Source organism: Acetanaerobacterium sp. MSJ-12 (assembly GCF_018917875.1).
In the GTDB taxonomy this organism is placed as follows: domain Bacteria; phylum Bacillota; class Clostridia; order Oscillospirales; family Ruminococcaceae; genus Bittarella; species Bittarella massiliensis.
This window is the reverse complement of sequence record NZ_JAHLPK010000003.1, coordinates 83249-108267: the sequence shown is the minus strand read 5'-3', so window position 1 is coordinate 108267 and position 25019 is coordinate 83249. Positions and strand designations below refer to the sequence as shown.

Annotated in this window: 22 protein-coding genes; 7 read left to right on the top strand and 15 right to left on the bottom strand. The window is 63.1% G+C overall.

The window, feature by feature from the left end; all coding sequences use genetic code 11:
* Positions 1 to 37: 37 nt before the first annotated feature.
* Positions 38 to 748 carry a purine-nucleoside phosphorylase gene (deoD, locus tag KQI11_RS04205; protein ID WP_216401192.1) on the bottom strand — a complete coding sequence of 237 codons (711 nt, stop codon included), beginning with the start codon at positions 746 to 748 and terminating at the stop codon, positions 38 to 40.
* Positions 749 to 1019: 271 nt separating this feature from the next.
* Here deoD and pap point away from each other — a divergent pair, with 271 nt between their 5' ends.
* Positions 1020 to 2513 carry a polyphosphate:AMP phosphotransferase gene (gene pap / locus KQI11_RS04200; RefSeq protein ID WP_216401191.1) on the top strand — a complete coding sequence of 498 codons (1494 nt, stop codon included), beginning with the start codon at positions 1020 to 1022 and terminating at the stop codon, positions 2511 to 2513.
* Between the two features lie 60 nt (positions 2514 to 2573).
* Here the strand turns inward: pap and KQI11_RS04195 are convergent, their stop codons facing one another.
* The gene (locus KQI11_RS04195; RefSeq protein WP_185915229.1) at positions 2574 to 3122 is read right to left on the bottom strand and encodes a flavodoxin family protein; all 549 of its coding nucleotides are present in this window, start codon (positions 3120 to 3122) and stop codon (positions 2574 to 2576) included.
* A 157-nt stretch (positions 3123 to 3279) separates the two neighbouring features.
* Here KQI11_RS04195 and KQI11_RS04190 point away from each other — a divergent pair, with 157 nt between their 5' ends.
* Positions 3280 to 4728, top strand: a complete 1449-nt coding sequence (locus tag KQI11_RS04190) for a M20 family metallopeptidase (protein WP_185915230.1) — start codon at positions 3280 to 3282, stop codon at positions 4726 to 4728.
* Positions 4729 to 4805: 77 nt separating this feature from the next.
* Here the strand turns inward: KQI11_RS04190 and KQI11_RS04185 are convergent, their stop codons facing one another.
* The 4 genes from KQI11_RS04185 to KQI11_RS04170 form a co-directional block, all read right to left on the bottom strand.
* Entirely contained in the window at positions 4806 to 5471 is a 666-nt protein-coding gene (locus KQI11_RS04185) for an ATP-binding cassette domain-containing protein (protein WP_216401190.1), read from the bottom strand.
* Positions 5472 to 6155: an ABC transporter permease gene (locus tag KQI11_RS04180; RefSeq protein WP_216401189.1), complete on the bottom strand. Its 684-nt coding sequence runs from the start codon at positions 6153 to 6155 to the stop codon at positions 5472 to 5474. It abuts the gene before it with no gap.
* An 85-nt stretch (positions 6156 to 6240) separates the two neighbouring features.
* Complete coding sequence (locus KQI11_RS04175; protein WP_216401188.1) at positions 6241 to 7254, bottom strand: ABC transporter substrate-binding protein; 1014 nt, start codon at positions 7252 to 7254, stop codon at positions 6241 to 6243.
* Between the two features lie 111 nt (positions 7255 to 7365).
* Entirely contained in the window at positions 7366 to 8004 is a 639-nt protein-coding gene (locus KQI11_RS04170) for a Crp/Fnr family transcriptional regulator (protein ID WP_216401187.1), read from the bottom strand.
* A 192-nt stretch (positions 8005 to 8196) separates the two neighbouring features.
* Here KQI11_RS04170 and KQI11_RS04165 point away from each other — a divergent pair, with 192 nt between their 5' ends.
* From KQI11_RS04165 to KQI11_RS04145, 5 genes are all read left to right on the top strand, one after another.
* On the top strand, positions 8197 to 9351 hold the full coding sequence (locus KQI11_RS04165; protein WP_216401186.1) for a CapA family protein: 1155 nt from the start codon (positions 8197 to 8199) through the stop codon (positions 9349 to 9351).
* 17 nt (positions 9352 to 9368) lie between these two features.
* On the top strand, positions 9369 to 9992 hold the full coding sequence (locus KQI11_RS04160) for a trimeric intracellular cation channel family protein (protein ID WP_216401185.1): 624 nt from the start codon (positions 9369 to 9371) through the stop codon (positions 9990 to 9992).
* Positions 9993 to 9998: 6 nt separating this feature from the next.
* The gene (locus KQI11_RS04155) at positions 9999 to 10904 is read left to right on the top strand and encodes a DMT family transporter (protein WP_216401184.1); all 906 of its coding nucleotides are present in this window, start codon (positions 9999 to 10001) and stop codon (positions 10902 to 10904) included.
* 427 nt (positions 10905 to 11331) lie between these two features.
* Positions 11332 to 12651, top strand: a complete 1320-nt coding sequence (gene mgtE, locus KQI11_RS04150; protein WP_243164316.1) for a magnesium transporter — start codon at positions 11332 to 11334, stop codon at positions 12649 to 12651.
* A 155-nt stretch (positions 12652 to 12806) separates the two neighbouring features.
* Positions 12807 to 13514, top strand: a complete 708-nt coding sequence (locus tag KQI11_RS04145; protein WP_185915239.1) for a putative ABC transporter permease — start codon at positions 12807 to 12809, stop codon at positions 13512 to 13514.
* Positions 13515 to 13584: 70 nt separating this feature from the next.
* Here the strand turns inward: KQI11_RS04145 and KQI11_RS04140 are convergent, their stop codons facing one another.
* The 9 genes from KQI11_RS04140 to KQI11_RS04100 all read right to left on the bottom strand — a co-directional run bounded on the left by KQI11_RS04140 (position 13585) and on the right by KQI11_RS04100 (position 24517).
* Positions 13585 to 13908, bottom strand: a complete 324-nt coding sequence (locus tag KQI11_RS04140; protein WP_185915240.1) for a hypothetical protein — start codon at positions 13906 to 13908, stop codon at positions 13585 to 13587.
* A 224-nt stretch (positions 13909 to 14132) separates the two neighbouring features.
* Positions 14133 to 14798 carry a DUF6320 domain-containing protein gene (locus KQI11_RS04135; RefSeq protein WP_216401183.1) on the bottom strand — a complete coding sequence of 222 codons (666 nt, stop codon included), beginning with the start codon at positions 14796 to 14798 and terminating at the stop codon, positions 14133 to 14135.
* Entirely contained in the window at positions 14795 to 16072 is a 1278-nt protein-coding gene (locus KQI11_RS04130; protein ID WP_185915242.1) for a hypothetical protein, read from the bottom strand. The genes KQI11_RS04135 and KQI11_RS04130 overlap by 4 nt, the downstream gene beginning before the upstream one ends.
* The gene (locus tag KQI11_RS04125; protein WP_216401182.1) at positions 16072 to 17004 is read right to left on the bottom strand and encodes an alpha/beta hydrolase; all 933 of its coding nucleotides are present in this window, start codon (positions 17002 to 17004) and stop codon (positions 16072 to 16074) included. Before KQI11_RS04125 ends, KQI11_RS04130 begins: the two co-directional genes overlap by 1 nt.
* A 353-nt stretch (positions 17005 to 17357) precedes the next feature.
* Positions 17358 to 18368 carry a prephenate dehydratase gene (locus KQI11_RS04120; protein ID WP_216401181.1) on the bottom strand — a complete coding sequence of 337 codons (1011 nt, stop codon included), beginning with the start codon at positions 18366 to 18368 and terminating at the stop codon, positions 17358 to 17360.
* A complete protein-coding gene (gene aroF / locus KQI11_RS04115) occupies positions 18365 to 19381 on the bottom strand; it encodes a 3-deoxy-7-phosphoheptulonate synthase (protein WP_216401180.1) in 1017 nt (338 codons plus the stop codon). The genes KQI11_RS04120 and aroF overlap by 4 nt, the downstream gene beginning before the upstream one ends.
* Before the next feature lie 333 nt (positions 19382 to 19714).
* Positions 19715 to 21754, bottom strand: coding sequence for a YhgE/Pip domain-containing protein (locus KQI11_RS04110; protein ID WP_216401179.1), 2040 nt, complete (start codon positions 21752 to 21754; stop codon positions 19715 to 19717).
* A 16-nt stretch (positions 21755 to 21770) separates the two neighbouring features.
* Positions 21771 to 23885, bottom strand: coding sequence for an efflux RND transporter permease subunit (locus KQI11_RS04105; RefSeq protein ID WP_185915247.1), 2115 nt, complete (start codon positions 23883 to 23885; stop codon positions 21771 to 21773).
* 23 nt (positions 23886 to 23908) lie between these two features.
* Positions 23909 to 24517, bottom strand: a complete 609-nt coding sequence (locus KQI11_RS04100) for a TetR/AcrR family transcriptional regulator (RefSeq protein ID WP_185915248.1) — start codon at positions 24515 to 24517, stop codon at positions 23909 to 23911.
* Positions 24518 to 25019 lie beyond the last annotated feature (502 nt).

Here is a 25019-nt window from a genome sequence, read left to right as displayed (position 1 = left end):
AGGTGCGGATCCGTTCGCACCTGTTTTTTCTTTGCCGTCAGTCGATGGCGGTGTCCAGCGCCAGCAAGATCATGTCCTTGAGGTTTTTCTCCTTGTCCTCTGCCGAAACGCCCTTGGCCCCCGGCTTGAAGGAGGTCTCGACGATGGACATGACGGTGAGGGCCTTGGCCCCGTAGCGGGCGGCCACGGTGTAAAGGCCCGCCCCCTCCATCTCCGAGGCGATGACCCCGTAGTCGGCCCAGACCTTCTTGTACTCCTCCTTGTTGTCGATGTAGAGGTGGTCGTTGCAGATGGTGTTGCCCACGTAAACCGGCAGTCCCCTCTCCCGGGCGATGTGGTAGCACTTGTCCAGCAGCTCAAAGTCGGCGCAGGGGGCGTAGTGGCCGGGGAAGATGTGGTCGTTGAGGGCGGAGGTGGTGCTGGTCGCCTGGGAGAGGACCAGATCCAGGGCCTTCAGCTTCTCGGAATAGGCGCCGGCGGTCCCCAGGCGGATCATCTTTTTGCAGCCGTAGTCCCGGGCCAGCTCGGTCGCGTAGATGAGGATGGAGGGGATCCCCATGCCGGTCCCCATGACTGACACCCGCTGCCCCTTGTAGGTGCCGGTGTAGCCGTACATCCCCCGGATCTCGTTGAAGCAGACGGCGTCCTCCAAATAGGTCTCGGCAATGTGCTTGGCCCGCATCGGGTCCCCGGGGAGGAGGATGTTGGGGGCGATCTCCCCCGCCTTTGCGGCAATGTGCATGCTCATGTCAACAGACAACCCCTTTCGACTGCGCCTCACGGCGCTTTTTTCCATGATACCGTTCTTTTTTGCCGGTGGCAATCCGCCTTGCCGCGATTTGGCGTTCCCGTGCATTTTCGCCGGGAAATTTGTGTATATTCCCCTCTCCCTCTGCCGTCGCGGCAGAAAAGGGGCCACCCTCTCCTTTCCCCTTGTATCCAAGGGGCAAAAGTGCTAAAATATAGCAAATATACAAAAAAATATTATTCGCTTTTTCAAACGACCAGGAGGTGCCGTCATGCTGGAAAAGGTCAACCTAAAAAAGATCATGATGAAGGAGGAGTACAAGGCCATTGCGGGGCAGCTCAAGCCCCGCCTCTCCGCCCTGCAACAGCAGATGAAGGAGGCCAAGGTGCCGGTCATCATCCTCTTTGAGGGGTGGAGCGCCGCCGGCAAGGGCAGCAAGATTTCCGACGTCATCCTCAACCTGGACCCCCGGGGCTTCAAGGTCTACTCCACCGTCGACCCGGACGAGACCGAGGCCCGCCACCCCTTCCTCTGGCGGTTCTGGCAGAAAATCCCCATCGCCGGGGAGTTCTCCATCTTCGACCGCAGCTGGTACCAAGAGGTGTCCACTGCCCAGCTGGAAAACGCCCTCCCCAAAAAAGAGCTGACCCGCCGCATCGAGGAGATCAACCACTTCGAGCGCACCCTCACCGACAACGGCTACCTGATCATCAAGTTTTTCCTGCACATCAGCCAGAAGGAGCAGAAAAAGCGGCTCTCCGCCCTAGAGGAGAGCAAGGCCACCCGCTGGCGTGTCACCAAGACCGACTGGAAGAGGAACCGCCGCTACGACGACCTCTACCAAATCTACGACCAGATGTTGGAGCAGACCGACACCTCCTGCGCCCCCTGGCATGTGATCGCCAGCGAGGACCGCGACGTGGCCATGGCGGACATCTACCAGACCCTGGTCAAGGAGATCGGTCGGGCCATCGCCCAGCGGCCGGAGCGGGACGCACAGGCCGCCGCCTACCAGGGCGGCATCCCCGCCAGTCGCTTTCCATTGGTGGAGACCCCAAAACTCTGCGACATCGACCTCAACCGCACCCTGGAGCCCACCACCTATAAAGAAGAATTGAAGAAGTGCCAAGCCAAGCTGAAAAAGCTGCACGGGCTCCTCTACAAGGAGCAGATCCCGGTCATCGTCGCCTACGAGGGGTGGGACGCGGCCGGCAAGGGGGGCAACATCAAGCGGGTTGCCGCCGCCCTCGACCCCCGCGGGTACGAGGTGGTCCCCATCGCCGCCCCCTCCAAGGAGGAGCTGGGCCGCCACTTCCTCTGGCGGTTCTGGACCCGGCTGCCCAAGCGGGGGCACATCACCATCTTTGACCGCACCTGGTACGGGCGGGTGATGGTGGAGCGGGTCGAGGGCTTCTGCACCCCCGCCGACTGGGCCCGGGCCTACGACGAAATCAGCGAGTTTGAAAAGGAGCTCACCGACTGGGGCGCCGTCATCGTCAAGTTCTGGCTGCAAATCGACAAGGACGAGCAGCTGCGCCGGTTCGAGGACCGGCAGAACACCCCCGAAAAGCGCTGGAAGATCACCGACGAGGACTGGCGCAACCGGGAGAAGTGGGACCAGCACGAGGCGGCGGTCAACGACATGTTGCAGTTCACCTCCACCGATTTTGCCCCCTGGACGGTGGTGGAGTCAAACGACAAGAAGTTCGCCCGCATCAAGGCCCTGCAGACCCTCATCACCGCCATTGAAAACCGGCTGAAATAGCGCAAAAAAAGCGCGCCGTCCCCGGCAGAACAGCCGGTGCGGCGCGCTCTCTTTTTTCTCTTACCGCTCCCCCAGGGGGCGTCGGCCCATCTCCTCCGCCTGCGACAGGTAGGGGGTGCCCGCCAAATCCTCAGGGGTGTACATCCCCCGGGCGAGCAGCATGCCGCAGTCCTCCCAGTGCAGGTAGCCAAGCACCGCCTGGTAGTGCAGCACCAGCGCCTCCATCACCCCGGGCTCGTCGTCCCCGCTGGCGGCCAACAGCAGCGCCTTTTTGGGGCTCTGCCGCAAGGCGGCGTTGACGGCGTAAAACCGGTCGACGACCGCCTTCAGCTGGGCGCTCATCCCAAAGTAGTAGAGGGGGGTCACAAAGACGACCAGGTCGGCCTCCAGAAGGGCGGGCAGGATCTCCTCCATCCCGTCCCCGTGGACACAGCGACCCCCGTTTTTGCGGCAGTGGTCGCAGCCCAGACAGGGGGCGATCTTCATAAAAGCGGTGTCAAAGCGGGTCAGCTGGTGGCCCGCCTCGGCAGCGCCCCGGTCAAAGGCAGACGCCAGGGCGGCGGTGGTCCCCTTCCTGTGGGGACTGCCGGTCAAAAGCAAAATCTTCACAGACAATACACCTCCTGCCCTCTATCTTACTCCCGCCGGGGGGCCTTGGCAAGTTCGCCATATCTCCCCGGCCATTTTTGGCGGCCTCTCCTCCCCCCGGGGCCCGCCGTTGGTGCTATAATGGAGGTGATCGAAAGAGAGAAGGAGGAACACCACCATGGACAAATCCGCACTCTGTTCCCATATCGACGGGATGGCCCAGCGCCTGGCCGCCTGGAGCGACGCCGTCTGGGACTGCCCCGAAACCGCCTTTCAGGAGCGCCGGTCCGCCGAGGTCCTCTGCCGGGCGCTGGAGGAGGAGGGGTTCGCCGTCGAGCGAGGGGTCGCCGGCATCGAGACCGCCTTTCTCGGCCGCTGGGGCGAGGGAAAGCCGGTCATCGGCTTTCTGGGGGAATTCGACGCCCTCTCCGGCCTCAGCCAGCAGCCCGACACCTTTGCAAAGACCCCCCTGTGCGAGGGCGCGCCCGGGCACGGCTGCGGGCACAACCTGCTGGGGGTCGGCTCCCTGGCCGCCGCCTCGGCCGTCAAGGCCTACCTGGCCGAAAACCACCTCCCCGGCACCGTCGTCTACTACGGCTGCCCAGGGGAGGAGGGCGGCTCCGGCAAGGCCTTCATGGCCCGGGACGGGGTCTTTGACGAGTTGGACTGCGCCCTGACCTGGCACCCCGGCGACACCAACGCCGCCAACAGCGCAAGCTCCCTGGCAAATTACCAGATCTGCTACCGCTACTACGGGGTCAGCGCCCACGCCGCCGCCTGCCCCCACCTGGGCCGCAGCGCCCTGGACGCGGTGGAGCTGATGAACATCGGGGTGCAGTTTTTGCGCGAGCACATCATCCCCGAGGCCCGCATCCACTACGCCATCACCAACACCGGCGGCTACTCCCCCAACGTGGTGCAGCCCTACTCCGAGGTGCTCTACCTCATCCGCGCCCCCAAGACCGGGCAGGTGCAGGAGATCTACGAGCGGGTGGGCGACATCGCCAAGGGGGCGGCCCTGATGACCGGCACCCGGCTGGAGACCCAGTTCATCAAGGCCTGTTCCAACCTGGTCCCCAACACCCTGCTCACCGAAAAGCTGGACGACAACCTGCGGGAGATCCCCCTCCCCTCCTACACCGAGGAGGAGCGCGCCTATGCCGCCGCCGTGCAGAAGAGCTTTGAGAGCACGTCCGACACCCTGATGGCCATGGCCCAGGCGGCGGGCGCCAAGGGGATCGCCTTTGCCAAGGAGCACGGCGGCCGCCCCATCAACGACTTTGTGGTCCCCAACTTTCACGTCGAGGCGGCCATGCCCGGCTCCACCGACGTGGGGGACGTGAGCTGGGTCTGCCCCACCGCCCAGATTTCGGCAGTCACCATGGCCGCGGGCACGCCGGGCCACTCCTGGCAGCTGGTCGCCCAGGGCAAGAGCTCGATCGCCCACAAGGGGACCCTCTACGCCGGCAAGGTGCTGGCCGGAACGGCCGTCGACCTCATACACCACCCCGAGTGGATCGAGGCGGCCAAGGAGGAGCTGCGCGACCGGCTGGACGGCGGGCACTACATCCCCCCCATCCCCGCCGGGGTCAAGCCCTCTGTCATCGACCCCAGCGCCAAGCGCTAAAACCGAGATTCGCAACAAAAGAACCCGGGCCAGACGGCCCGGGCTCTTTTTTGTCTGGGGATGCCGGGGCGCAGGGCTCACTCGGCCAGCATCAGCCGGCGCAGCTCCTCGGCCGAGCGGCCCCGGCTCTGGGGGTCGATGCGCAGGGTTTGGCGCAGCCGCAGTGGGCTCCCCCCCACCAGGATAGCGGTGTCGCAGAGGGCGGCCGCCTCGCCAGGGTCGTGGGTGACCAGCAGGGTCAGTCGGCCGCCGCTGAGGGCCTGCAGGGTCTTTTCACACTGGCGCTTGCAGGCCATGTCCACCCCCTTGAAGGGTTCGTCCAGCAGGAGGATGTCACTTTCGGAGAGGAGGGCCCGCGCCAGGGCGACTCGGCGGGCCATCCCCCCGCTGAGGGAGCCGGGCAGGCTGTCCAGTTCCCCCGGCATGCAGAGGCGGCGAAGAAGGGCCTCCACCTCCTCCCGGCCCACCGGGCGGCGGGCGGCCAGGGCGACGTTTTGGTAGACGGTGTACCAGGGCAGCAGCCGGTTTTCCTGGAAGACGGCGCTGATGCGGTCAGAAAAGAGGGCAATCTCCCCCCCGTCGGGCTGCAAAAACCCCTGTATCAGGTTGAGAAGGGTGGTCTTGCCGCAGCCCGAGGGGCCGATGACGCCGTAGATGCCCTTGTTCTGCAAATCCAGCGAGAAGTCCCGCAGGACCTCCTTCTCCCCCAGCCGCAGGGAGACCTTTTGAAAGGATACCAACATCTATCTGCCCTCCCTCTTCCGCCAGTGCGAACCCAACCGCTCCACCAGCCAGGAGAACAGCCGCTCCATCCCCACGCTCAGGAGGATGACCACCGCCGTCCAGGCAAAGAGCTTGGGGGTCTCCAGGTAGATTTTGGTGTCGTAGAGCTGCCGGCCGATGGTGCCGCTGACCATCCCCAGCACCTCCGCCGCCACCCCCGCCTTCCAGGCCATCCCCAGGCCGGTCTTGCAGGCGGCCAGAAAATAGGGCATGGCGGAGGGCAGGTAGATGTGCCGCCAGAGGCCCACCTGGCCAAAGCCAAAGGTCCGCCCCATCTCCAGCAGCTTGCCGTCGGTCTCCACCAGCCCCTGGTAGACGTTGCCCGCCACCAGGGGGAGGACCATCAGAAAGGAGATGAAGAGGGAGAGGTGGCTGCTCTTGAGCCACACCAGCGCCAGGATGATGAAGGAGGCCACCGGCGTGGCCTTGACGATCCCCAGGGGGACGGCGAAAAAGGCCCGCAGAAAGGTGGATTTCAGCGAGAGGCAGGCCACCAGACAGCCGGCGGCCACCGCCGAGAAAAAGCCCCCCAGGATGCTCGCCAGCGAGCGCAGCACCGTCCGGTAAAAGTCGGGGTCCCCCGCCAGGGAGAGCAGTTCCCGCAGCGTCTCCCCGGGGGAGGCCACCAGCAGCGGCTTGTTCACGGCGCGGGCGGCCAAAAACCAGAGTAAGGCCCACGCCAGTACGGCGCTGACCTTGCTCGCGATGGCCCTTCTCTTTTGGTGTGGGCTAGTTGCCCGCTTTCTCGTAGTAGAGCGCGTCATCGGGAAGTTTTCCCCCTATGGATTTGGCGTCGGCTTTCAAGAGGATGTCGAAGAAACTCTTGACCGACTCCTTCATGGCGGCGCCGTCCAGGTAGACGATGTTGCAGTTGGGGATGGCCTTCTGGGCGATGTCGGCTTTCATGATGTCGTACTTTTCGGTCAGAGCGGCGGTCTCCGCCAGGTTGGTGGCGGTGTACTCGGTCGAGGCCTTGTACTCCTCCAGGAACTTCTCGACCGCCGCTGGGTTTTTCTCCAAAAATTCGGTGCGGACGATGATGCCGCCCATGGGCAGCTCCTTGTCGCCGGTGGTCTTCTTCCACTGCTCGGTGATGTCCAGGGCCACCCGCACGTCAGCGTTTTTCGAGGTGACGGTGGTGACAAAGGGCTCGGGCAGCAGGGCGATGTCGGCCTCGCCGGAGGCGATGAGGGCGGCCAGCTCGGAGTGGTCGGCCTTGTACTCGACCTTCACGTCCTCACCGACGGTCATCCCCGCCTGCTCCAGCAGGTAGTTGAGGACGTACTCGGTGGTGGAGCCCTGGCCGGAGGCGTAGATGGTCTTGCCCTTCAAGTCGGCCACGGAGTGGATGCTGTCGCCCTTTTCCAGCAGGTAGAGGACCCCCAGGGTGTTGACCGCCAGCAGCTTGACCCCGCCGTTTGTCTTCTGGTAGAGGGTGGCCGCCAGGTTGGTGGGGACGGCGGCGATGTCCACCTCGCCCGAGGAGATCTTGCCGACGATCTCGGTGGGGGCGCTGGCCAGACTGAAGGTGTACTTGTTCGCCGCCTCTCCGGCGTCGCTTTGCTCCATCAGCCGCACCATGCCAATGCCAGTGGGCCCCTTCAGCCCGGCCACGTTGATGTCCACCGACTGGTAGGTCTCCTTCGGCTCGCTGGTGCCGGCCTCTCCCTTTTCTTTGCCGCAGCCGGCGAACATGCTCAGGGTGAGCAGGGACGCCAGCGCGAGTGCCAACAGTTTCTTCATACTCGCACCTCTTCACACAAATATTTTTCTTTGCCCGGGGGCAAATGCTCTATTTTGCCGGTCGCCCCGCCCGGGGCGGGGGCCGGTAAAAATCACCGTTCGCCGCGGCGCTCACAGCACCTCTTCGGCGTGGAGGACGGTCACCGTCTTCCCCTCCTTGCGGATGAGGCCGCGGGCCTGCAGCGCCTCAAAGGCGCGGTAGAGGGAGGCGCGCCCCACCCCCAGCAGCCTTCCCAGCTCGCTGGAGTTGACCTTCTGCGGGCACCCCGCAGCCGCCTGCTGCTTAAAATAGGCATAGACCTTCCCCTCTACGCTCTGGCAGGAGTAGAGGGCGACTTTCTGGTTGAGAAAGACGATGCGGTCGGAGAGAAAAGCCAGGTAGTTTTGCAGCGTCTGGGGGCAGCGGGAGAAAAGGGCGGTCAGGTCCGCCCGGCTGAAGGTGTAGAGCAGGCTCTCTTTCTGGGCGCACACGGTGGAGACGTACTCCTCCGCCCCGCTCCAGAGCCCCGCCACCCCAAAGCAGCGGCCGGGCTCCAACACCGTCAGCAGGACGTGGTCGTTGCGGGCCTCCAGTCGGCCCTGCAGCACCACCCCCAGCATGGGGGTGAACTGCTGGGGCGAGAGGATGACCTCCCCCCGCTCACACCGCCTGATGGAGCCGCAGCCGGAGAGGGCGGCCATCGCCTCCCCCTCCGGCACGCCGGCAAAGAGAAAGCAGCCCGGCAAGACCGCGCGGATGCTCTCCTCCATTGGCTCCCCTCCTGCTCTCTACAAATTGTCTCATTTGAAACAGTTTTGATTGTACCCTTCTGGGTGAAAAAAGTCAAGCCGCAAATGGCGGGCATTGTTGAATTTTGGCGCAAAAAGACCTATACTGGGGAGGAAATATCGGAGGGCGGCCGCGCGGGCAAAAACCGCCCTCCCCTTTTTGGGAGGAGCACTATGAAACACGGCAGGATTTGGGCGGCGGTCTTGGCCTGCGCCCTTTTGTTCACCGGCTGCGCCGGGGGCGGCGGCACCAGCGCCAACGCCCCCTCCACCCCGATGGAGGAGGCCTTTGCCGGCCGGGACATGACCCTCTCGGTGCGGCTGATGGCGGTGGGGGACAACCTGATCCACGACGTCATCTACCAGCAGGCAGCCGCCCGGGGCAGCGGCGGCTACCACGACTTCGGGCCGGTCTACCGGCAGATCGCCCCCATCGTGGCCAAGGCGGACATCGCCGTCATCAACCAGGAGGTGCCGGTGGCCAGCGACCTCTACCCCCTCTCCAGCTACCCGGCCTTCAACTCCCCCAAAGAGCTGGCCGGGCAGGTGGAGGGGCTGGGCTTCAACGTGGTCAGCTACGCCAACAACCACATGTACGACAAGGGCAGCGCCGGGCTGGCCGAGTCGAAAAGGGTCTTTGACGCCCTGCCCTCGGTGACGGTGGCGGGCATCTACGAGCGGGGGTCCTACGACGACATCCCCATCCGAGAGGAAAACGGCATCCGCTTCGCCTTTTTGAGCTATATGGAGATGACCAACGTGGGCTCCAGCGGCGACACCTGCGGCATCTACCTCAAGGACGAGGAGACCATCCGCCGCCAGATGGAGCTGGCCCGCCAGCAGGCGGACTTCATCGTGGTCAACGTCCACTGGGGGGCCGAGGGGTCGGACACCCCCAACGCCTACCAGAAAGAGGAGGCCCAGAAGCTGGCCGACTGGGGGGCCGACCTGATCCTGGGCCACCACCCCCACGTCCTGCAGCCCATCGCCGAGCTGACGGCCGCCGACGGGCGGCAGGTGCCGGTGATCTACTCCCTGGGCAACTTCGTCTCAGCACAAAAGGGCAACTACAACATGGCCGGCGGCTTTTTGGACTGCACCGTGGTCCTGGACATGAAGACCGGCGAGACCCGGGTGGAGGGGCTCTCCTTCATCCCCACGGTGACCCAGTTCGGCAGCCGCTTTTCCAACCTGCACATCGTCCCCTTTGCCGACTGGAGCGAGAGTCAGGCCGCCGCCCACGGGCTGGCCGGGAACGGCTTTAGCTACCAATTCGTCAAGCGACAGCTGGAAAACACCTTCGGCAATTACTTGAAGACGGGCGCTTAAGCGCCGGGGAGGCTGCCATGGGGATCATCGACTACCTGGACTACATCGGCGTTGTGGCCTTTGCCGTCTCCGGCGCCGTCACCGCCATCAAAAAGCGGATGGACTACTTCGGCATCCTGGTGCTGGCCATGGTCACGGCCATCGGCGGCGGGGTCATCCGGGACATCATCATCAAAGACGGGCTGCCCACCTTCTTTCTGCGCTACGAGTACACCCTGCTCATCTGCGCCACCACCGCCCTGGTCATCCTCACCAAAGGGCAGTTGAAGTGGGCCTTTGCCCTGGACATCTTCGATGCCTTGGGGCTGGCCACCTTCACCGTCGAGGCCGGGCTGACCGCCCTGAACATGGGGCTCAACTTCATCACCTTCAGCTTTGTCTCCCTCATCACCGCCGTGGGGGGCGGGGTGGTCCGCGACGTCTTTTCCCGGGAAATCCCCCGCATCCTCCGCCAGGACGTCTACGCGGTGGCCTCCATCGCCGGCAGCACCTTCTTCTGGTTTTTGCGGCAGTGGATCCCCCTGGAGGTGGCCGCCTACATAAGCATCGGCTTCATCTTTGTGCTGCGGTTGATTTCCATCCGCTTTCAGATGCGCATCCCCACCGTGCAGCGGGAGCGCAGAACACCGGTATCGAGGTGATTTTCTATGATCGGTTGGCTGCGGCGGACAGAGGCCACCGGCGAGCTGGTTTTGCTGGCCGTTCTCTGGGGGTACGGCTATGTGGCCGGCGCCCAGGCGCTGGAGGGCGGCCTCACCCCCTTTTTGGTGGTGTTCGCCCGCTTCCTCATCGCCTCGGTGGCCATGGCGCTTCTGGCCTGGCGGCAGCTGCTGCAGATCACCGCCCTCCAACTGCGGCTGGGGGTGATCTCGGGGCTGCTCCTCTTTGTCGGCTTTGTGCTGCAGACCTTTGGCATGGCCCACACCACCCCCTCCAACAACGCCTTTCTCACCAGCACCAATGTGGCGTTCGTCCCCTTTTTCGTCTGGCTGGCAGAGCGGCATCCCCCCAAAAAGCAGGCGCTGCTGGGGGCGGCTGCCTGCATGGTGGGGGTCTGGGTCCTCACCGGGGGCGGCGCCCTCCACCTGGGGGCGGGGGACATCTTCTCCCTGGCGGGCGCGGTGGTCTTTGCCGTGCAGATCGCCTACATCGGCCACATCTCCACCCGCATCGAAGTAAAGGTCTTTAACTTTATACAGATGCTCACCGTCACCCTGGTGTCGGGGCTCTCCTTCCTCCTCTTCGAGGCGGGCTCCCTCCCCCCCATCCAGCCCAAGCTGGCGCTGGTGGGGGTCCTCTACCTGGGGGTGTTCAGCACCTGCGTCTGCTACCTGTTGCAGCTGCACGCCCAGCAGCGGGCAAGCGCCTCCAAGGCGGCCCTCATCATGTCCACCGAGGCGCTCTTCGGCACCATTTTTTCGGTGCTGCGGGGGTATGACCGGTTCAGCTGGAACTTGGTGGGGGGCGGGCTGATCATCCTCCTCTCGGTGCTGGTGGTGGAGCTGGATTTCAGGGCCCTCTTCCGGCGAAAAGACAGGGTAAAAAAGGGGTAAAGCCGCCCGCTTTTCCTTGACTTTTGGGCCGATCCGTTTTACAATGAAAACGCAAACGAAGCGAATTGGGAGGTGAAAACAAGATGGACGCTGGCGGTAGTCGAAGTTGCACAGTTAAGCGATGCGGCGCGCGTTTTTCTGCCCTCAAGCGGTATCTGTTTTCACCCCTGCAAAACAGATAGCCTTTCTTTTGCTGTGGAAAATTGCCCTCTCTTAAAAGTGCATACCGAAACGAAAGCCATGGACATACTCAATCCAGTGGCTTTTTTTGCTGCCCTGGCGGCAAAAAGCCCCGGCGCAAAAGCCGGACTGGCGCCGCCGCAAACCGCCTTTGGCGCGGCGCCGTCTCCCCCGTTTTTCCCACTCGATCGAAAAGGAGGGTATGCAAGTGAAAGACTTTTACAAGACCTTAGAAGACCTGGGCCGCATGGTGGAGGAGAGACAGTTCTCCCAGGCCCGCACCCTGCTGCTGGACGAAAACCCGGTGGACATCGCCGAGCTGTTTGAGGAGATGCCCGAGAACACCCTGGTGCTCCTCTTCCGGCTGATGCCCAAAGAGACCGCTTCAGAGGTGTTCTCCCACCTGGATTCCGATGTGCAGCAGCGCATCGTCGAGGGCGTCACCGACAAAGAGCTCGCCACCATCCTGGACGAGTTGTTTTTTGATGACACCGTCGACTTCATCGAGGAGATGCCCGCCAACCTCGTCAAGCGGGTCCTCAAAAACACCGACCCCGCCACCCGCCGCCTCATCAATCAGGTCCTCAAATACCCCGAGGACTCGGCCGGCAGCCTGATGACCCTGGAGTTTATGGAGCTGAAAAAGGACGAGACGGTGGCCCAGGCCATCGTGGACATCCGCCGCAACAGCCTGGAAAAAGAGACCATCGAGACCTGCTTTGTCACCAGCGCCACCCGGGTGCTCGAGGGGACCGTCACCCTGCAAAACATCCTCACCTCCCGCGACGACACCGCCATCCAGGAGATCGTGGACAAGGACATCTTCTCGGTGAGCACCACCGAGGACCAGTCGGTGGTGGCCGACCTCTTCAAAAAGTACGAACTGCTCTCCATGCCGGTGGTGGACTCGGAAAACCGCCTGGTGGGGGTCATCACCATCGACGACGTGCTGGACGTCATCGAGGAGGAGAACTCCGAGGACATCTACATCATGGGCGCCGTCACCCCGTCGGAGGACAGCTATCTCAAATCCAGCGTCTTTGAGCTGGCCAAACACCGCATCCTCTGGCTGCTGGTGCTGATGATCTCCGCCTCCATCACCGGCTTCATCATCCGCCGCTTTGACGAGGTCCTCTCCTCCATGGTGCTGCTGGCCGCCTACATCCCCATGCTGATGGACACTGGCGGCAACGCCGGCTCCCAGTCGGCCACCATGATCATCCGCGGCCTCGCCCTGGGTGAGATCAAGACCCGGGACGCCTTCAAGATCATCCGCAAGGAGTTCGCCATCAGCCTGCTGGTGGGTTCGGTGCTGGCGGTGGTCAACCTGGGCAAACTGCTGTTTTTGGACCGGGTCTCCCTGATGGTGGCCGTCACCATCTGCATCAGCCTCTTCTGCACGGTCATCGTCGCCAAGATCTGCGGCGGCCTGCTGCCCATCCTGGCCGAAAAGTGCAAGGTCGACCCCGCCATCATGGCAAGCCCCCTCATCACCACCATTGTGGACGCCGTCTCCCTGACCATCTACTTTGTGCTGGCCACCGCCATCCTCCACATCGGCGGGTAGAGCGCCAAAAAAAGACAACTTCACCCAAAAAAAGGCCATCTCCTTCAAGAGATGGTCTTTTTTCTGTCAAACTTCTTACATTTTCTCCGAAGATTGGACTTTTGCGACTCTTTTCGCTATACTTTTTAATATACTAAAGAGAGAGGGTGGAGAAGTTGCAGAGCATTTCTGCGGCGGCAAAGGCCGCCAGTCGCGCCGAGCGGCGTTCGGGCAGATCGCCTATCAACGACCGCCCCGGCGTCTATACCCTGTTTTGGATCTTCGTTGTGGCCAGCGTCCTCGGCTACATTCTGGAGATGCTGTTTTGGTATTTTCACAACGGCTACTTCGAGAGCCGCAAGGGGCTTGTCTACGGCCCCTTCTCCCAGGTGTACGGCTTTGGGGCGGTCCTCCTCACCCTGCTGCTCTACCGGCTGCGGGACAAAAATCCGCTGGTCATCTTCGGCGTCAGCGCCTTTGCCGGCGCGGCCTTTGAATACCTGTGCAGCCTGCTGCAAGAGCTGGCCCTGGGCACCGTCTCCTGGCAGTACAGCCACGCCAAGTACAACATCGGCGGCCGCACCACTTTAAAGTATGCCTTCTTCTGGGGGGTGCTGGGTCTGGTCTTCATCCGCTTTTGCTACCCCCTCCTCTGCGGCGCCATTGAGCGGTTCCCCCGGAGATACGGCAACTGGGTCGCCGGGGCGCTGGCCGTCTTCCTCTGCTTTGACATCCTCCTCTCGGTGGCAGCCATCAAGCGCGGGACCGACCGCTCCGAGGGGCTCCCGCCCCAGACCAGTTTCGGCCAGTTTTTGGACCGCCGCTTTGACGATGCGCGGATGCGGGAGATCTACCCCAACATGAAGGTCGTGCCGAACAAATAGCATCCGCCCCTCCTCCACTGCTTGACAACAGGTAAAAACCTCCCCCCGAAGTGTTCGGGGGGAGGTTTTTTTACTTGCTCTTCTCTTCAAATTCGTGGATGACCCGGTAAAAGGTATTGGCGCTCATATTGCAGAGCTTTTGCGCGTGCTGCGCCGTGATCTCCTTGCTCTTGTAGCGCCGGTAGATGTTGGGGAAGTCTCTCGGGAGAGGCAATCTCGGTCTGCCGAGGGTCGTTCCCTTCTGGCGAGCGCGCTCAATGCCCTTTGCCTGAAGCTCAAGACGGCGCTGCTTTTCTCTCTTGGCCGCTTCGTCCAACAGGGCCATGATTTTGTCGGTCTTTTCTTCATCCTCCACAATTTCCAAAATTGCCTGGCGGTCAATTTCTGGGAACATGGGAGATCCCCCCCTTCAATTGGTTTTTCTGTATTTTGTGCAGCTTTCATTGCAAGTATTGGAGATACCTTGCGCTTTTTCCTATTTAATCATAGCATTTGGCCGTAAAAAAGTACAGCATTATTCTGGAAAAAGGCTGTCATTACAAGTGCAGTTCTTTTCGTTTTATGTGCTTTTTAGCCAGCTGTCCCTCCCCTGCCCGATCGGGGGGGGCAAAAGGCGAACTACAGGTGCATCCGCCGCCGCCACTCCCGCTTCATGTTTTCCCCCTGGAAAATCAGGATCGCCGCCAGGGAGACCAGGCTGCACCCCACGCAGATGAGGGACGGGTAGAGCACCTGCACCCAACCCAGCAGGATGGAGATGACCGGCAGGATGCCGAAGAGGACGCTGATGAGTAGGTAGAAGAGAAAATCCCCCACCACCAGCCGAAAGACCTTGGCGGTGACGGCGAGGGCCGCCATGGCCGCCACGCAGATGCTGGGGACCACGTAGTCCACCGACCAGCCGTGCCAGCCGGTAAAGAGATCCCACAGCAGGCAAAAGAGGATGGTGACCGCCACCTGCCAGAGGATGTTTTTGGGGATGTTGTTGCGCTTTCGCACGGCGATGAAGAGGAACACCCACAGACAGCCGATCCCCCCCAGCACAAAGAGGGACCAGACCCCGCTCTGTGGCAGCAGGAGGTTGATCACCGCCGAGACGATGCCCAGCACCGCCGAGGCGAAGATCAGCAGTTTGAAGAAGAACTGAAAGCGGTTGTAGACGGTGGGGATGACCGGGAACACCTCTTCATAGGGCTCCCCCTCGTCCCGCAGGACGCTCTGGCAGAGGGGGCAGCGGGAGCGCTGCCCGGTGACGGAGACCTTGCACTGTTCGCAGTATTTCACGGGCGCACCTCCTCTTCTGGGCGGTTGGTGGTGATTTCGACGGGGATCCCCATCCCCGTGAGGAAGCGGAAAAAGTCCTTTTGCACATCGGTGTTGCGAAAGGCGGAGGAGAAGCTGAGGGTCAGGTCCTCCCCGAAAGAGCAGAGGCACAGCTGCAGGATATTGGTGCTCACAAAGACGTCGAAGAGGCGGATATACCGCTCACACCCCGCGGGCATGCTCACCTTGCCGATGTTGGAAATCGAAATGGTGTGGTCGTGCTCGGCGATGGCGCCGGCGATGCGCAGGATGATGTTTTTCAGCCCCAGGGGGACCACCCGCACCAGGGCGTTGTGCTCGATGGCCGAGTAGCCGTTCATCCGCTTGGCCAGGTTTTCGCGGGTCAGCAGCTGCTCAAACTGGCGCCGGACCGAGGCCATCACGCTCTCCAGATCCCCCGGGTCCCGGCCGAAGTGGTAGCCCACATTGATGGTGCAGAAGAAGTTGCGCGCCGTCTCCGAGGGGAAGTAGTTGCGCAGGTTGACCGGCACCGCCGCCACCACCGGGTGGCGCTTGCGCCGCAGCACGGCGTTTTTGTCCACCGCGCAGAGAAAGAGAGCGGTGAGGAGGACGGTCATGGTCACCCCCCGCTCCCGGGCGGCGGCCAACACCGCCTTCACCGGCAGCACCCCCTCGATGATCTGCATCCGCCCCTCGGGCAGGCGCACCCCCCGCAGCTTGTAGACCGGCTCGCTGCGCACCTTGTTTTTGGAGGAGGTGGTGTAGTACTTCTGAAAGCTGTCCTCCGCCAACTCGGAAAAAGAGGCCCCGTGCAGCGGGGTGGGCGGGGCGTCAAACCCCTCGGGGTGGCGCAGATAGAGGTAACGGCAGACCAGGGCGCGCAGGAATTGCAGGGCACCGGTCCCGTCGGTGAGGGCGTGATAGACCTCCAGATTGATCCGCCGACCGTAGTAGCTCACCTCAAAGAGGAGGCCGGGGTTGTTGGCGTCGTAGAGGTTGCTGCAGGGCAGCTCGCTCTCCAGCTGCACCAGGGGGCGCTGGCTGCTCTCTTTGAGGTAGTGCCAGAAAAAGCCCTGCCGCAGGGTGGAGCGAAAGATGGGGAAATCCTCAATGGTCTCGTCCAGCGCCCGCTGCAAGAGCGCCGGGTCCACCCCTTCGCGCAGCTCACAGGCAAAGCGAAAGACCTTGGTGTCCCGCTTGCTGCTGATAGAGGGAAATATCTTGGCCGCATTGTCCAGCGGCTCCCACGCGGCGTCGCGCTGTCTTGCCGTCATCAGGCCGGACCTTCTTTCAAAAAGCGATCGATGAGGCGGTGGCACTCGGCCACCTGCTCAAAGCTGGCGGGAAGGGAGAAAAAGCCGTGCAGCCCGTCGGTGGCGCGGTGCGCCTCCACCCGCACCCCCGCCTTGGCCAGGCGGCGGCCGTACTCCTCCCCCTCGTCGCGCAGGGGGTCGTACTGGGCGGTGATGAGCAGGGTCTCGGGCTGGCCGCTCAGATCCTCTGCCAGCAGGGGGGCGAAGTAGGGGTTTTGCAGGTCCTCCTCGCTGCCCTGGTAGAGCTCCATGTACTCCTGCACCCGCTTGGAGGTGAGCAGGTAGTCGCTGCCGTTCTCCCGGACGGAGGGAAAGGGCGAATTCTCGGTGTGGTCGTTGTAGGTGGCCGGGTAGATGAGGATCTGCCGGGTGGGCATGAACTCCCCCCTGTCCTTTGCCATCAGGGAGACGGCCGCCGCCAGGTTGCCCCCGGCGCTGTCGCCGATGAGGGCGATGTCCTCCGCCCTCTCGGCAAAGACCCACTCGGGGTGCAAAAACACCTCTCTGGCCGCGGCGTAGCAGTCCTCCAGCGCAGCGGGGAACCGGTGCTCGGGGGCCAGCCGGTAGTCCACCGACATCACCAGGCGGTGGGTCTTGCGCGCCAAGTCGGTGCAGACCCGGTCGTAGCTGTCGATGTTGCCGGTGACCCAGCCGCCGCCGTGGAAAAAGAGGAGCGCCCCCTCGCTTCCGGGCAGTTCCGGGGTGTAGATGCGGGCGGGGATCTGGTGGTCCCCCACCTGGATCAGGTGGTCAAAGGTGGTGTAGAGGGGTTTTAGCAGGTGCAGGTTGGTCACATCCACCAGCCGCCGCTGCAGCTTGTAGTGCTTTTTGATGCTGATATCGGGGTAGGACAGGGCCTTGAGGGCCGCCCGCACCACGGGGTTGATGGCCATACAAATTCCCTCCTCTTTCTCTCGTGATCGCCCCCTCCACAGGGGCCTGTGCAAGGGCGGCCTGGCATCGGGGGGCAAGGCGCGGCGGCCCTCTCCCCTGTCTCCCCCTGTCACGGCGGCCGGCCGACAGCCGCGCAGGGCGGCAGACGGCGCCTTCATCCGTCGGGGTGCCGCCCCCTTTTCTCGCGCGGTCAAAGGGGGGAACGGCCCCGCCGCAACAGGAGCTCTGCCGCTATTATACCACGCCGGCCGGCAGATTCCCATGCCCCCGCCCAAACTTCCCCCTTTTGACAAAAAAGCCGCCCCAGCCACAGAGAGCTGGAACGGCCCCGCAAAACAGCGGAAAAGCCGATCTATCGGTCGGGATAGTTGCCCAAAAAGGCGAGCCGCTCGACCTGCCCCTCCAGGGAGGAGAGGAGGGCCAGGGTCTTTTCCCCGCGGACGCTGCCCTCAAAGTCCAGGTAGAAGACAAATTCAAAGCGCCGGCCGGGGATGGGGCGGGACTCGATCTTGCAGAGGTTGAGCCCCGCGGCCGCAAACCGGGCGAGGAAGGAGAAGAGCGACCCCTTCCGGTGGGGGAGAACGGCCAGGATGCTGACCCGGTCCGCCTGGGGCAGGATCACCGGCTCCTTGGCCACGGCGATGAAGCGGGTGCGGTTGCCGCTGGCATCCTCGATCCCCTGCTCCAAAACCTGCAGGTCGTAGAGCTGGGCGCAGAGGGCGGAGGCGATGGCCGCCTTGGCGCAGTCCCCTTCCCCCTTCACGTACTTTGCGGCCGCCGCCGTGTTGGAAAAGGGGGTGCTCTCCCAGCTGGGGTGGGCCGCCAGGTAGTGCCGGCACTGGCCCAGGGCCTGGGGGTGGGAGTAGACCTGCCGCACCCCGTCGAGCGCCGCGCCCCGGGGGGCCAGCAGACAGTGCTCGATGGGGAGGGAGGTGGCGTCGACGATGAAAAACCGGTGTTCCCCCAAAAGAGTATAGACGTCCAGCACCGAGCCGGCGGTGGAGTTCTCGATGGGCAGGACCCCCACGTCCACCCGGCCCTCTTCCACCGCCTCAAAGACATCGGCAAATTCGGGGTAGAAGGAGACCTGGCCGCCGGGGTAGAGGGTCCGGCAGGCCTGGTGGGTAAAGGCCCCCTCCACCCCGGGGCAGGCCACCCGGGGCGCGCTCCCCCACTGGGGGGCCTGGGGGGCGGCGGCAATCAGCCGCGCCAGCTCTCCCTCACCGGCCCCTCCCGGCCCGCAGCAGCCCAGCAGGGCGGTGTAGAGCTCTGCCGCCATCTCCCGGGCGGCGGCTGCGGAGCCGCCGGTCTCTTCGGCCACCGCCCGGGCCAGGGCCTCGAGGGCCCCCTCGGCCGGCCTCACAGGGTCTTGCCGCAGAAGTCCACCGTGCGGCCGATCTCCCCCATCACCCCGTCAAACTGGTCGGGGGTGAGGGACTGCGCCCCGTCCGAGAGGGCGTGGCTGGGGTCGTTGTGCACCTCGATGATCAGGCCGTCGGCCCCGGCCACAATGGCGGCCTTGGAGAGGGGCTCCACCAGCCAGGTGATGCCGGTGGCGTGGCTGGGGTCCACCACCACCGGCAGGTGGGAGACCCGCTTGAGGATGGGGACCGCCGAGATGTCGAGGGTGTTTCTGGTATAGCTCTCAAAGGTGCGGATGCCCCGCTCGCAGAGGATGACGTTGTGGTTGCCCCCGGCCATGATGTACTCGGCGCTCATCAGCAGTTCCTCAATGGTGTTGGCCAGCCCCCGCTTGAGGAGGATGGGCTTGTCGCAGTGGCCCAGCTCCTTGAGCAGCTCGAAGTTCTGCATGTTGCGGGCCCCCACCTGGATCACGTCCACATCGGCAAAGAGGTCCAGGTGCGCCAGACTCATGATCTCGGTGACGATGGGCAGCCCGGTGACCTGTCGGGCGCGGCGCAGCAGGTCCAGCCCCTCGGCCTTGAGCCCCTGGAAGGAGTAGGGCGAGGTGCGGGGCTTGAAGGCGCCCCCCCGCAGGGCGGTGGCCCCGGCGGCCTTGACCCGCCTTGCCACCTCGATGATCTGCTCTTCGCTCTCCACCGAGCAGGGGCCGGCGATCACCGAGAACTGGGCGCCGCCAATGGTCCTGTCCCCGGCCACTGTGACCACCGTGTCGTCGGGGTGGAACTTGCGGTTGGCGTTTTTGTAGGGCTCCTGCACCCGCTTGACCGTCTCCACCACGTCTTTGGAGCTGACCAAATCGATGTCGATGGCGGAGGTGTCCCCCACCAGCCCCAAAATGGTGGTCTGCGCGCCGTACACCGCGCTCACCTGCACCTCTGCCTGCTGCTGGATCCAGTTGGTGAACTCCTCGATCTGGGTCTTGGTGACCCCCTGTTTCAAGATGACGACCATATCTCTTCCTCCCTATTTCTGCAAACAAAAACGCCCCTGGCAGGTTGCCAGAGGCGTTCACTGTTTAAAATTGCCCGAAAAGCCGGGACCTCTAAACGGTTCGCATCGCCTGACACACTGCCCGATCCACGCCAAAAAAGCCCGAGCTAAAAAAGAAGCCCAAGCTGCTAAAGCGGAAAAAGCGGTGTTCCCAATGCGCCATTTTGCCGTCCATCCTTTCGGTCTGTAGGTTTATGATACCCGCATCCCCCCGCTTTGTCAACCAAAACCTTCCGTTTTTTTGGGTGCAAAAAAGGGCAGGCCCCATTTCGGCCCGCCCTTTTTCTGCGATAACTATTTGACAAAGATGCCCTTGATGCGCTCCCAAAGGCCCTTTTTCTGGGTGTTCTCGGTGGCGAGGACCACCGGTTTTGCCTCCTCCTTCTCCTTGATCTCGCTGGTCTTGAGAAGGAATTTGGTGTTCACCTCGCTGCCCTCGGGGCTGCCGGAATAGCTGGTAAAGGCCTCCGACTGCTCGACGAGCAGGTCCTTGACCTCCAGCAGTTCGTCCAGGTCGCCGGTCAGGTCGCCCAGCTCGCTGCACATAGGATCGATGCCGGTGGTCTTGTAGGCCTCCATCCCCTCGTTGAGCTCCCCCGTCTTGTCCCGCAGGGTATCCGCCGCCTCGGCCAACTGGGAGGAGGCGGCGCGGGCGTCCTCGGCCCCCCGCTGCAACTTGGAGGCCCCCTCGTTCAAGTCGTCGGCGCCCTGTTGCAGCCGGCCAACTCCGTCTTTGGCATCTTTTGCGCCCGCGGCGACCCCCTCCTGAAGGGCGGCCGCGCCGTCGCTGACGTCCTTGGCCCCGTCCCGCAGCTTCTTGCCGTACTCGGCCAGGGCCTTCTGGGTGGCGGCCAGCTCGGTCTTGGCGTCGCCAAACTCCTTGCCGACGGTGGCGAACACCCCGTCCACCGTCTTGCCCAGGGACTGGGCGGCGGTGCTGATGGACTGCAGGGTCTTGCCGTGGCTCTCCAGGTCGGTCTTCAACTGGCTAAACTGCTGCCACATCAGGGCCGCCGCCTCTTTTTCGGCCTGGGTGGCGGCAGGGTCGGCGTTCACCGCCGCCACGTAGTCGCCGATGGACTGGCCCAGGGCGGTCATGTCGCCCCCCAGGGTGACCTTCACCTCGGTGCCGGCCTGGGTCATCCCATCGATCAGGGCCTGCTTGTCGGTGGCCACCTGGGTCTTGACCCCGTCGAGCTGGGTGCCCACCCCGTCGAGTTTTTCGGCCAGTTCGCCCACCTTGCCCTCGACCTGGGTGGTGTAGCCGTTCACCCCGGTCAACAGCTCCTGGCTGCCGGCGGCCAATTGAGTGGAGCCCTCGTGCAGCTGGCCCATCCCCAGGCCCAGCTTGCCGCCCAGCTCCTGCACCCCGCTCACCAGCAGGCCGGTGCCGTCCTTCAGCTCCCCGGCGCCGCTGCCCAATTCGGCGATCCCCTGGTCGAACTGCCCCATCTTGTCGGCGAAGAGACCGGTGGCGTCGGCCAGTTGGGAGGTGCCGTCAAAGAGCTGGTCGGTGGCGCTTTTCAGCGAGTCCAGCGCCTCGCTCACCTCGCCGGCGGAACTGGCCTCTTTCAGTTTTTCCAGAGGCAGCTCCCCGGTGGCCCCCAGCATGATGGAGCCCAGCTCAAAGTCGGTGGCGTCGGCCTGGATGGTGAACTGCTCCTGCATGGAAAAGCCCACCGTGTCCTCCACCAGGGAGGCGCTGTGCCCCAAACTCTCCTTTAGGCCCGGGCTGGCCACAAAGGCGACGACCTGGTTTTGCCCCTCGGAGAGGACGCTCCCCCCCTCGCAGGTGACGTTCGAGAAGTGGTCGGTGGGCAGGTCGGCGACCCCGGCGACGATGAAGGGGGTGTAGATGGTCCGGCTCTCCCCGCCCACGGTGGCCTGGCGGGAGAGGTTGTTTTGCAGGGCGATGGTGATCTCCACCCGGCCGCTCTTCCCGGCCAGCTCCTGCGGGGAGATCTCCTCCCCGTCCAGCTTGTAGCTGATGGCGGCCGTGACCGGCGGGGTCTTGTCGCTGGTGCCGGTGTAGTAGGCGTCGTTCCCGTCCATATCCCAGGTGAGGACACCGCCGTCGAGCTGGGGGGCGGCCGCATTCTTAACGTTGCGGATGTTCTGCAGGGCGACCTCCTCCCGCACCGAGCGGATGCCCCCGTCGCTGTGGACCCAACTGCTCACCGTCTGGCTGGTGACGGTGCCGTCGGGGTTCAAAAAGACGTAGACCGTCTCGTCCTTGGTGGTGCCGTCGGCGGCAAAGGCGGGGACAGCGGGCAGCAGGAGCGCTGCCGAAAGGGCGATACAAGCGGATTTTTTCAGCACATGAGACGTTTTCATACCGTGATTCCTCCCACTACAATTCCTGGTATTCGGGCTCTTTTTTGCGCCCTTTCAGCAGCTTGGCGGCCTTTCTCCAGCCGATGGTCGTCTTGGCGATCAGCGGCTCGCAGAGGATGAGGAGGGCCGGCAGCACGAAGATGATGGAGAGCATGCTGATGATGGCGCCGCGGGCCATCAGCCCGCAGAGGCTCTTGATGAGGTCCATCTTGGAGATGATGGCGACGCCGATGTTGGCGGCAAAGAAGCTCAGGCCGCTGGTGATGATCGAGGGCGAACACTTCTGCACCGTGACGCGGATGGCGTCCATCTTCTCCCGCCCCGCCTGCAACTCCTCGCGAAAGCGGGTGGTGGTGAGGATGGCGTAGTCCACCGTGGCCCCCAGCTGGATGGTGCCGATGACGATCCCCGCCACAAAGGGGAGGGTGGTCCCGGTGAAGAAGGGGATGCCCATGTTGATGGAGATGGCAAACTCGATGGCCAGCACCAGCAGGAAGGGGATGCTCGCCGAGCGGAAGCAGACGGCGATGATGATGAAGATGGCCGCAATGGAGGCGATGTTGACATTTCTAAAGTCCACCGCCGCCACCTCGATGAGGTCTTTGGTCATGGCCCCCTCCCCCGCCACCACGGCGGTGGGGTCGTAGGCCTTGACGATTTCGTTGATTTGGTCGATCTGGCGGTTTTCCTCGTCGCTGGCGGCCTTGTAGACCGAGTTGACCATCATCAGCTTTTTGCCCCCGGCGTCGATCTGGTCGCGCAGCTCGTCGGGGACGATGTCGTCGGGGATCCGCCCGCCCACGTACTTGTCGTAGGAGATGACCAGGTCCACCCCGTCGAGCCCCTCGATGCGGTCGCTGATCTCCTTGAGGCGGTAGCTGTCCAGCTTGTCGTCCACCAGCACAAAGTGGGTGGTGGTCATGTTGAAATCGTTTTTGAGCTTGTTGGTGCCCACGATGGAGGGCAGATCCTGGGGCAGGGTCTCGTCCAGGGCGTAGTACTGGTCGGTGTTGGCCTGGGCGATGGCAAAGGGGACAAAGAGGGCCACAAAGGCCACCAAAATGCCCTTGTAGTGCTTGCAGATAAAGGAGGGCACCCGCTCCAACTCGTGGATGAGCACCGGGTGGGTGTGCCTGTCGATCGCCCTGTCGAAAAAGAGGATGAGGGCGGGCAGGATGGTGACGGTGCAGATGACCCCCAGCAGCACCCCCTTGGCCATGACGATGCCGATGTCCCGCCCCAGCGTCAGGCGCATGGTGCACAGCGCCAGAAAGCCGGCGATGGTGGTGATGGAGCTGCCCGCGATGGAGGTGAGGGTGGCGCTGATGGCCTTGACCATGGCCTCCTCCTTGTCGGGACAGCGCTGCTTCTCCTCCTCAAAGCGGTGGAGGAGGAAGATGGAGAAGTCCATGGTCACCCCCAGCTGCAGCACCGCCGCCAGGGCCTTGGTGATGTAGGAGATCTGCCCCAAAAAGATGTTGGTGCCGAAGTTGTAGAGGATGGGGAAGAGGATGCCCAGCAGGAAGATGAAGGGCACCACGGTGGATTCCAGCCCCAGCCAGAGGACCGCCATGCACAAAAGCACCGCCACCAGAACGTAGAGGGGGGTCTCCTGGTCGGCCAGGGCCTTGGTGTCCTGCACAATGGCGGCCATGCCGCCCAAAAAGCACTGCTCCCCGGTCACCGACTTGATCTGCTCAATGGCCTTCAGGGTCCCCTCCGCGGCCATGGGCTCGTCGAAGCTGATGATCATCATGGTGCCGCTGTCGCTGTAAAAGACGCTCCTCACATCCTCCGGCAGCATCTCCCGGGGCACCCCGTTGTCGAAGATGTCGTCGGCCCAGAGGACCTGGCGCACCCCCGGGACCGCAGCCACCTTCTCCTTGAGCTGCGACACCTGGTAGTCCTCCATCCCGTCCACCACCAGCATGGCGGTGGAGGCCATGTGAAAGTCGTCTTCCAGCATGTTCTGGCCGATCATCGAGTCCAGGTCGGCCGGAAGGTAGGTGAGTATGTCGTAGTTGACAAAGGTCTTGACAAAGCCGATGGCCGACGGAATGAGCAGGGCCACGGCCAGGATCAAAATGGCAATTCGCTTTTTGACGACAAAGCGAGCCGCTTTCTCCTTCATACTTTCATCCCCAATTGCAAAGTTTAGTTTCGGATCATCTTTCGGACCGTCTCAAAGAGCATGGGCTTGAGTTCGTCGATCGGCCCCAGCTGACCCAGGACAAGGGAGGAGTAGCAGACGGCCCCCACCAGTTCAACCACCATGAAGATGAGCTGAAAGGCGGCCTTGCGGTCGTACCCGCGGCCCTCCAACTGCTCCAGATAGTAGCTCAAGAGCTCGGCGAACTCCTGGTCGACGCCCTCGCTGCTCCCCTTCGCCACCTGGTCGCCCACCATGCTCCAGGAGAGGTTTTTGTTGATGACCTTCAGGTCGTTGGGCCGCTCTTTGAACAGCTCGATGACGTAGTCGATGAGGACGATCACCCGCTCCACCCAGTCGTCGAGCTGTTTGAACCGGCTCTCCTGCATGGCCTCTTTAAAGATCCGGCTGCTGCACTTGAAGATCACCTGGTTGAGCAGGGCCTCTTTGTCGGGGAAATAGAGGTAAAACGTCCCCTTGGCGACCCCCGCCCGGCGGGCGATCTGGTCGATGGAGGTCTCGCTGAACCCCTGCTCGCTGAACAGGTCGTAGGCCGCCTGCTCCAACCTCTCTTTTTTCTGCTTTTTCTTATCCTGGATCTTGTCTACCAGCACTTCTTTCGCCTCTCTTTCTGCCGCTGAATCAAAAATGACGATTGGTCACTTTTCTTACAGTTGCTATTGTATGCACGAAATGACCAAAAGTCAACCTCATAAACTGACGATTGGTCATTTTCGTGATTTTATCAAATATGCCATATTTTCTCGCGCCTGTTTTGTGCAGATTTCTCTGCCAAAATGCCGGTTTTCAGTCCAAAAATGCGACTGCAGGGCAGCGGAGCCCAGGGCGCTCCTCCCCTGAACGGGCGGAGGACCGCCCTGCCAAAATGCGCAAAAGCGCCGTATGGCGGCAATTTGGCAGTTGGAGGAGCCGCAGCCCGCTCGCAGCGAAAAGCGACGGTGGCTCTAGCCTATCATCGGAAAGCGCCGCCCCCTCTCGTCCACAGGAATGGCAGCTCCCGCCCATCAGGGAGTGCCGCTCCCCCGGCCCCACTGCACTACAGCGAAGCGATGGCCTCTCCCTGTCTTCAGAGAGCGCTGTTTCCCCCCTCTTCCC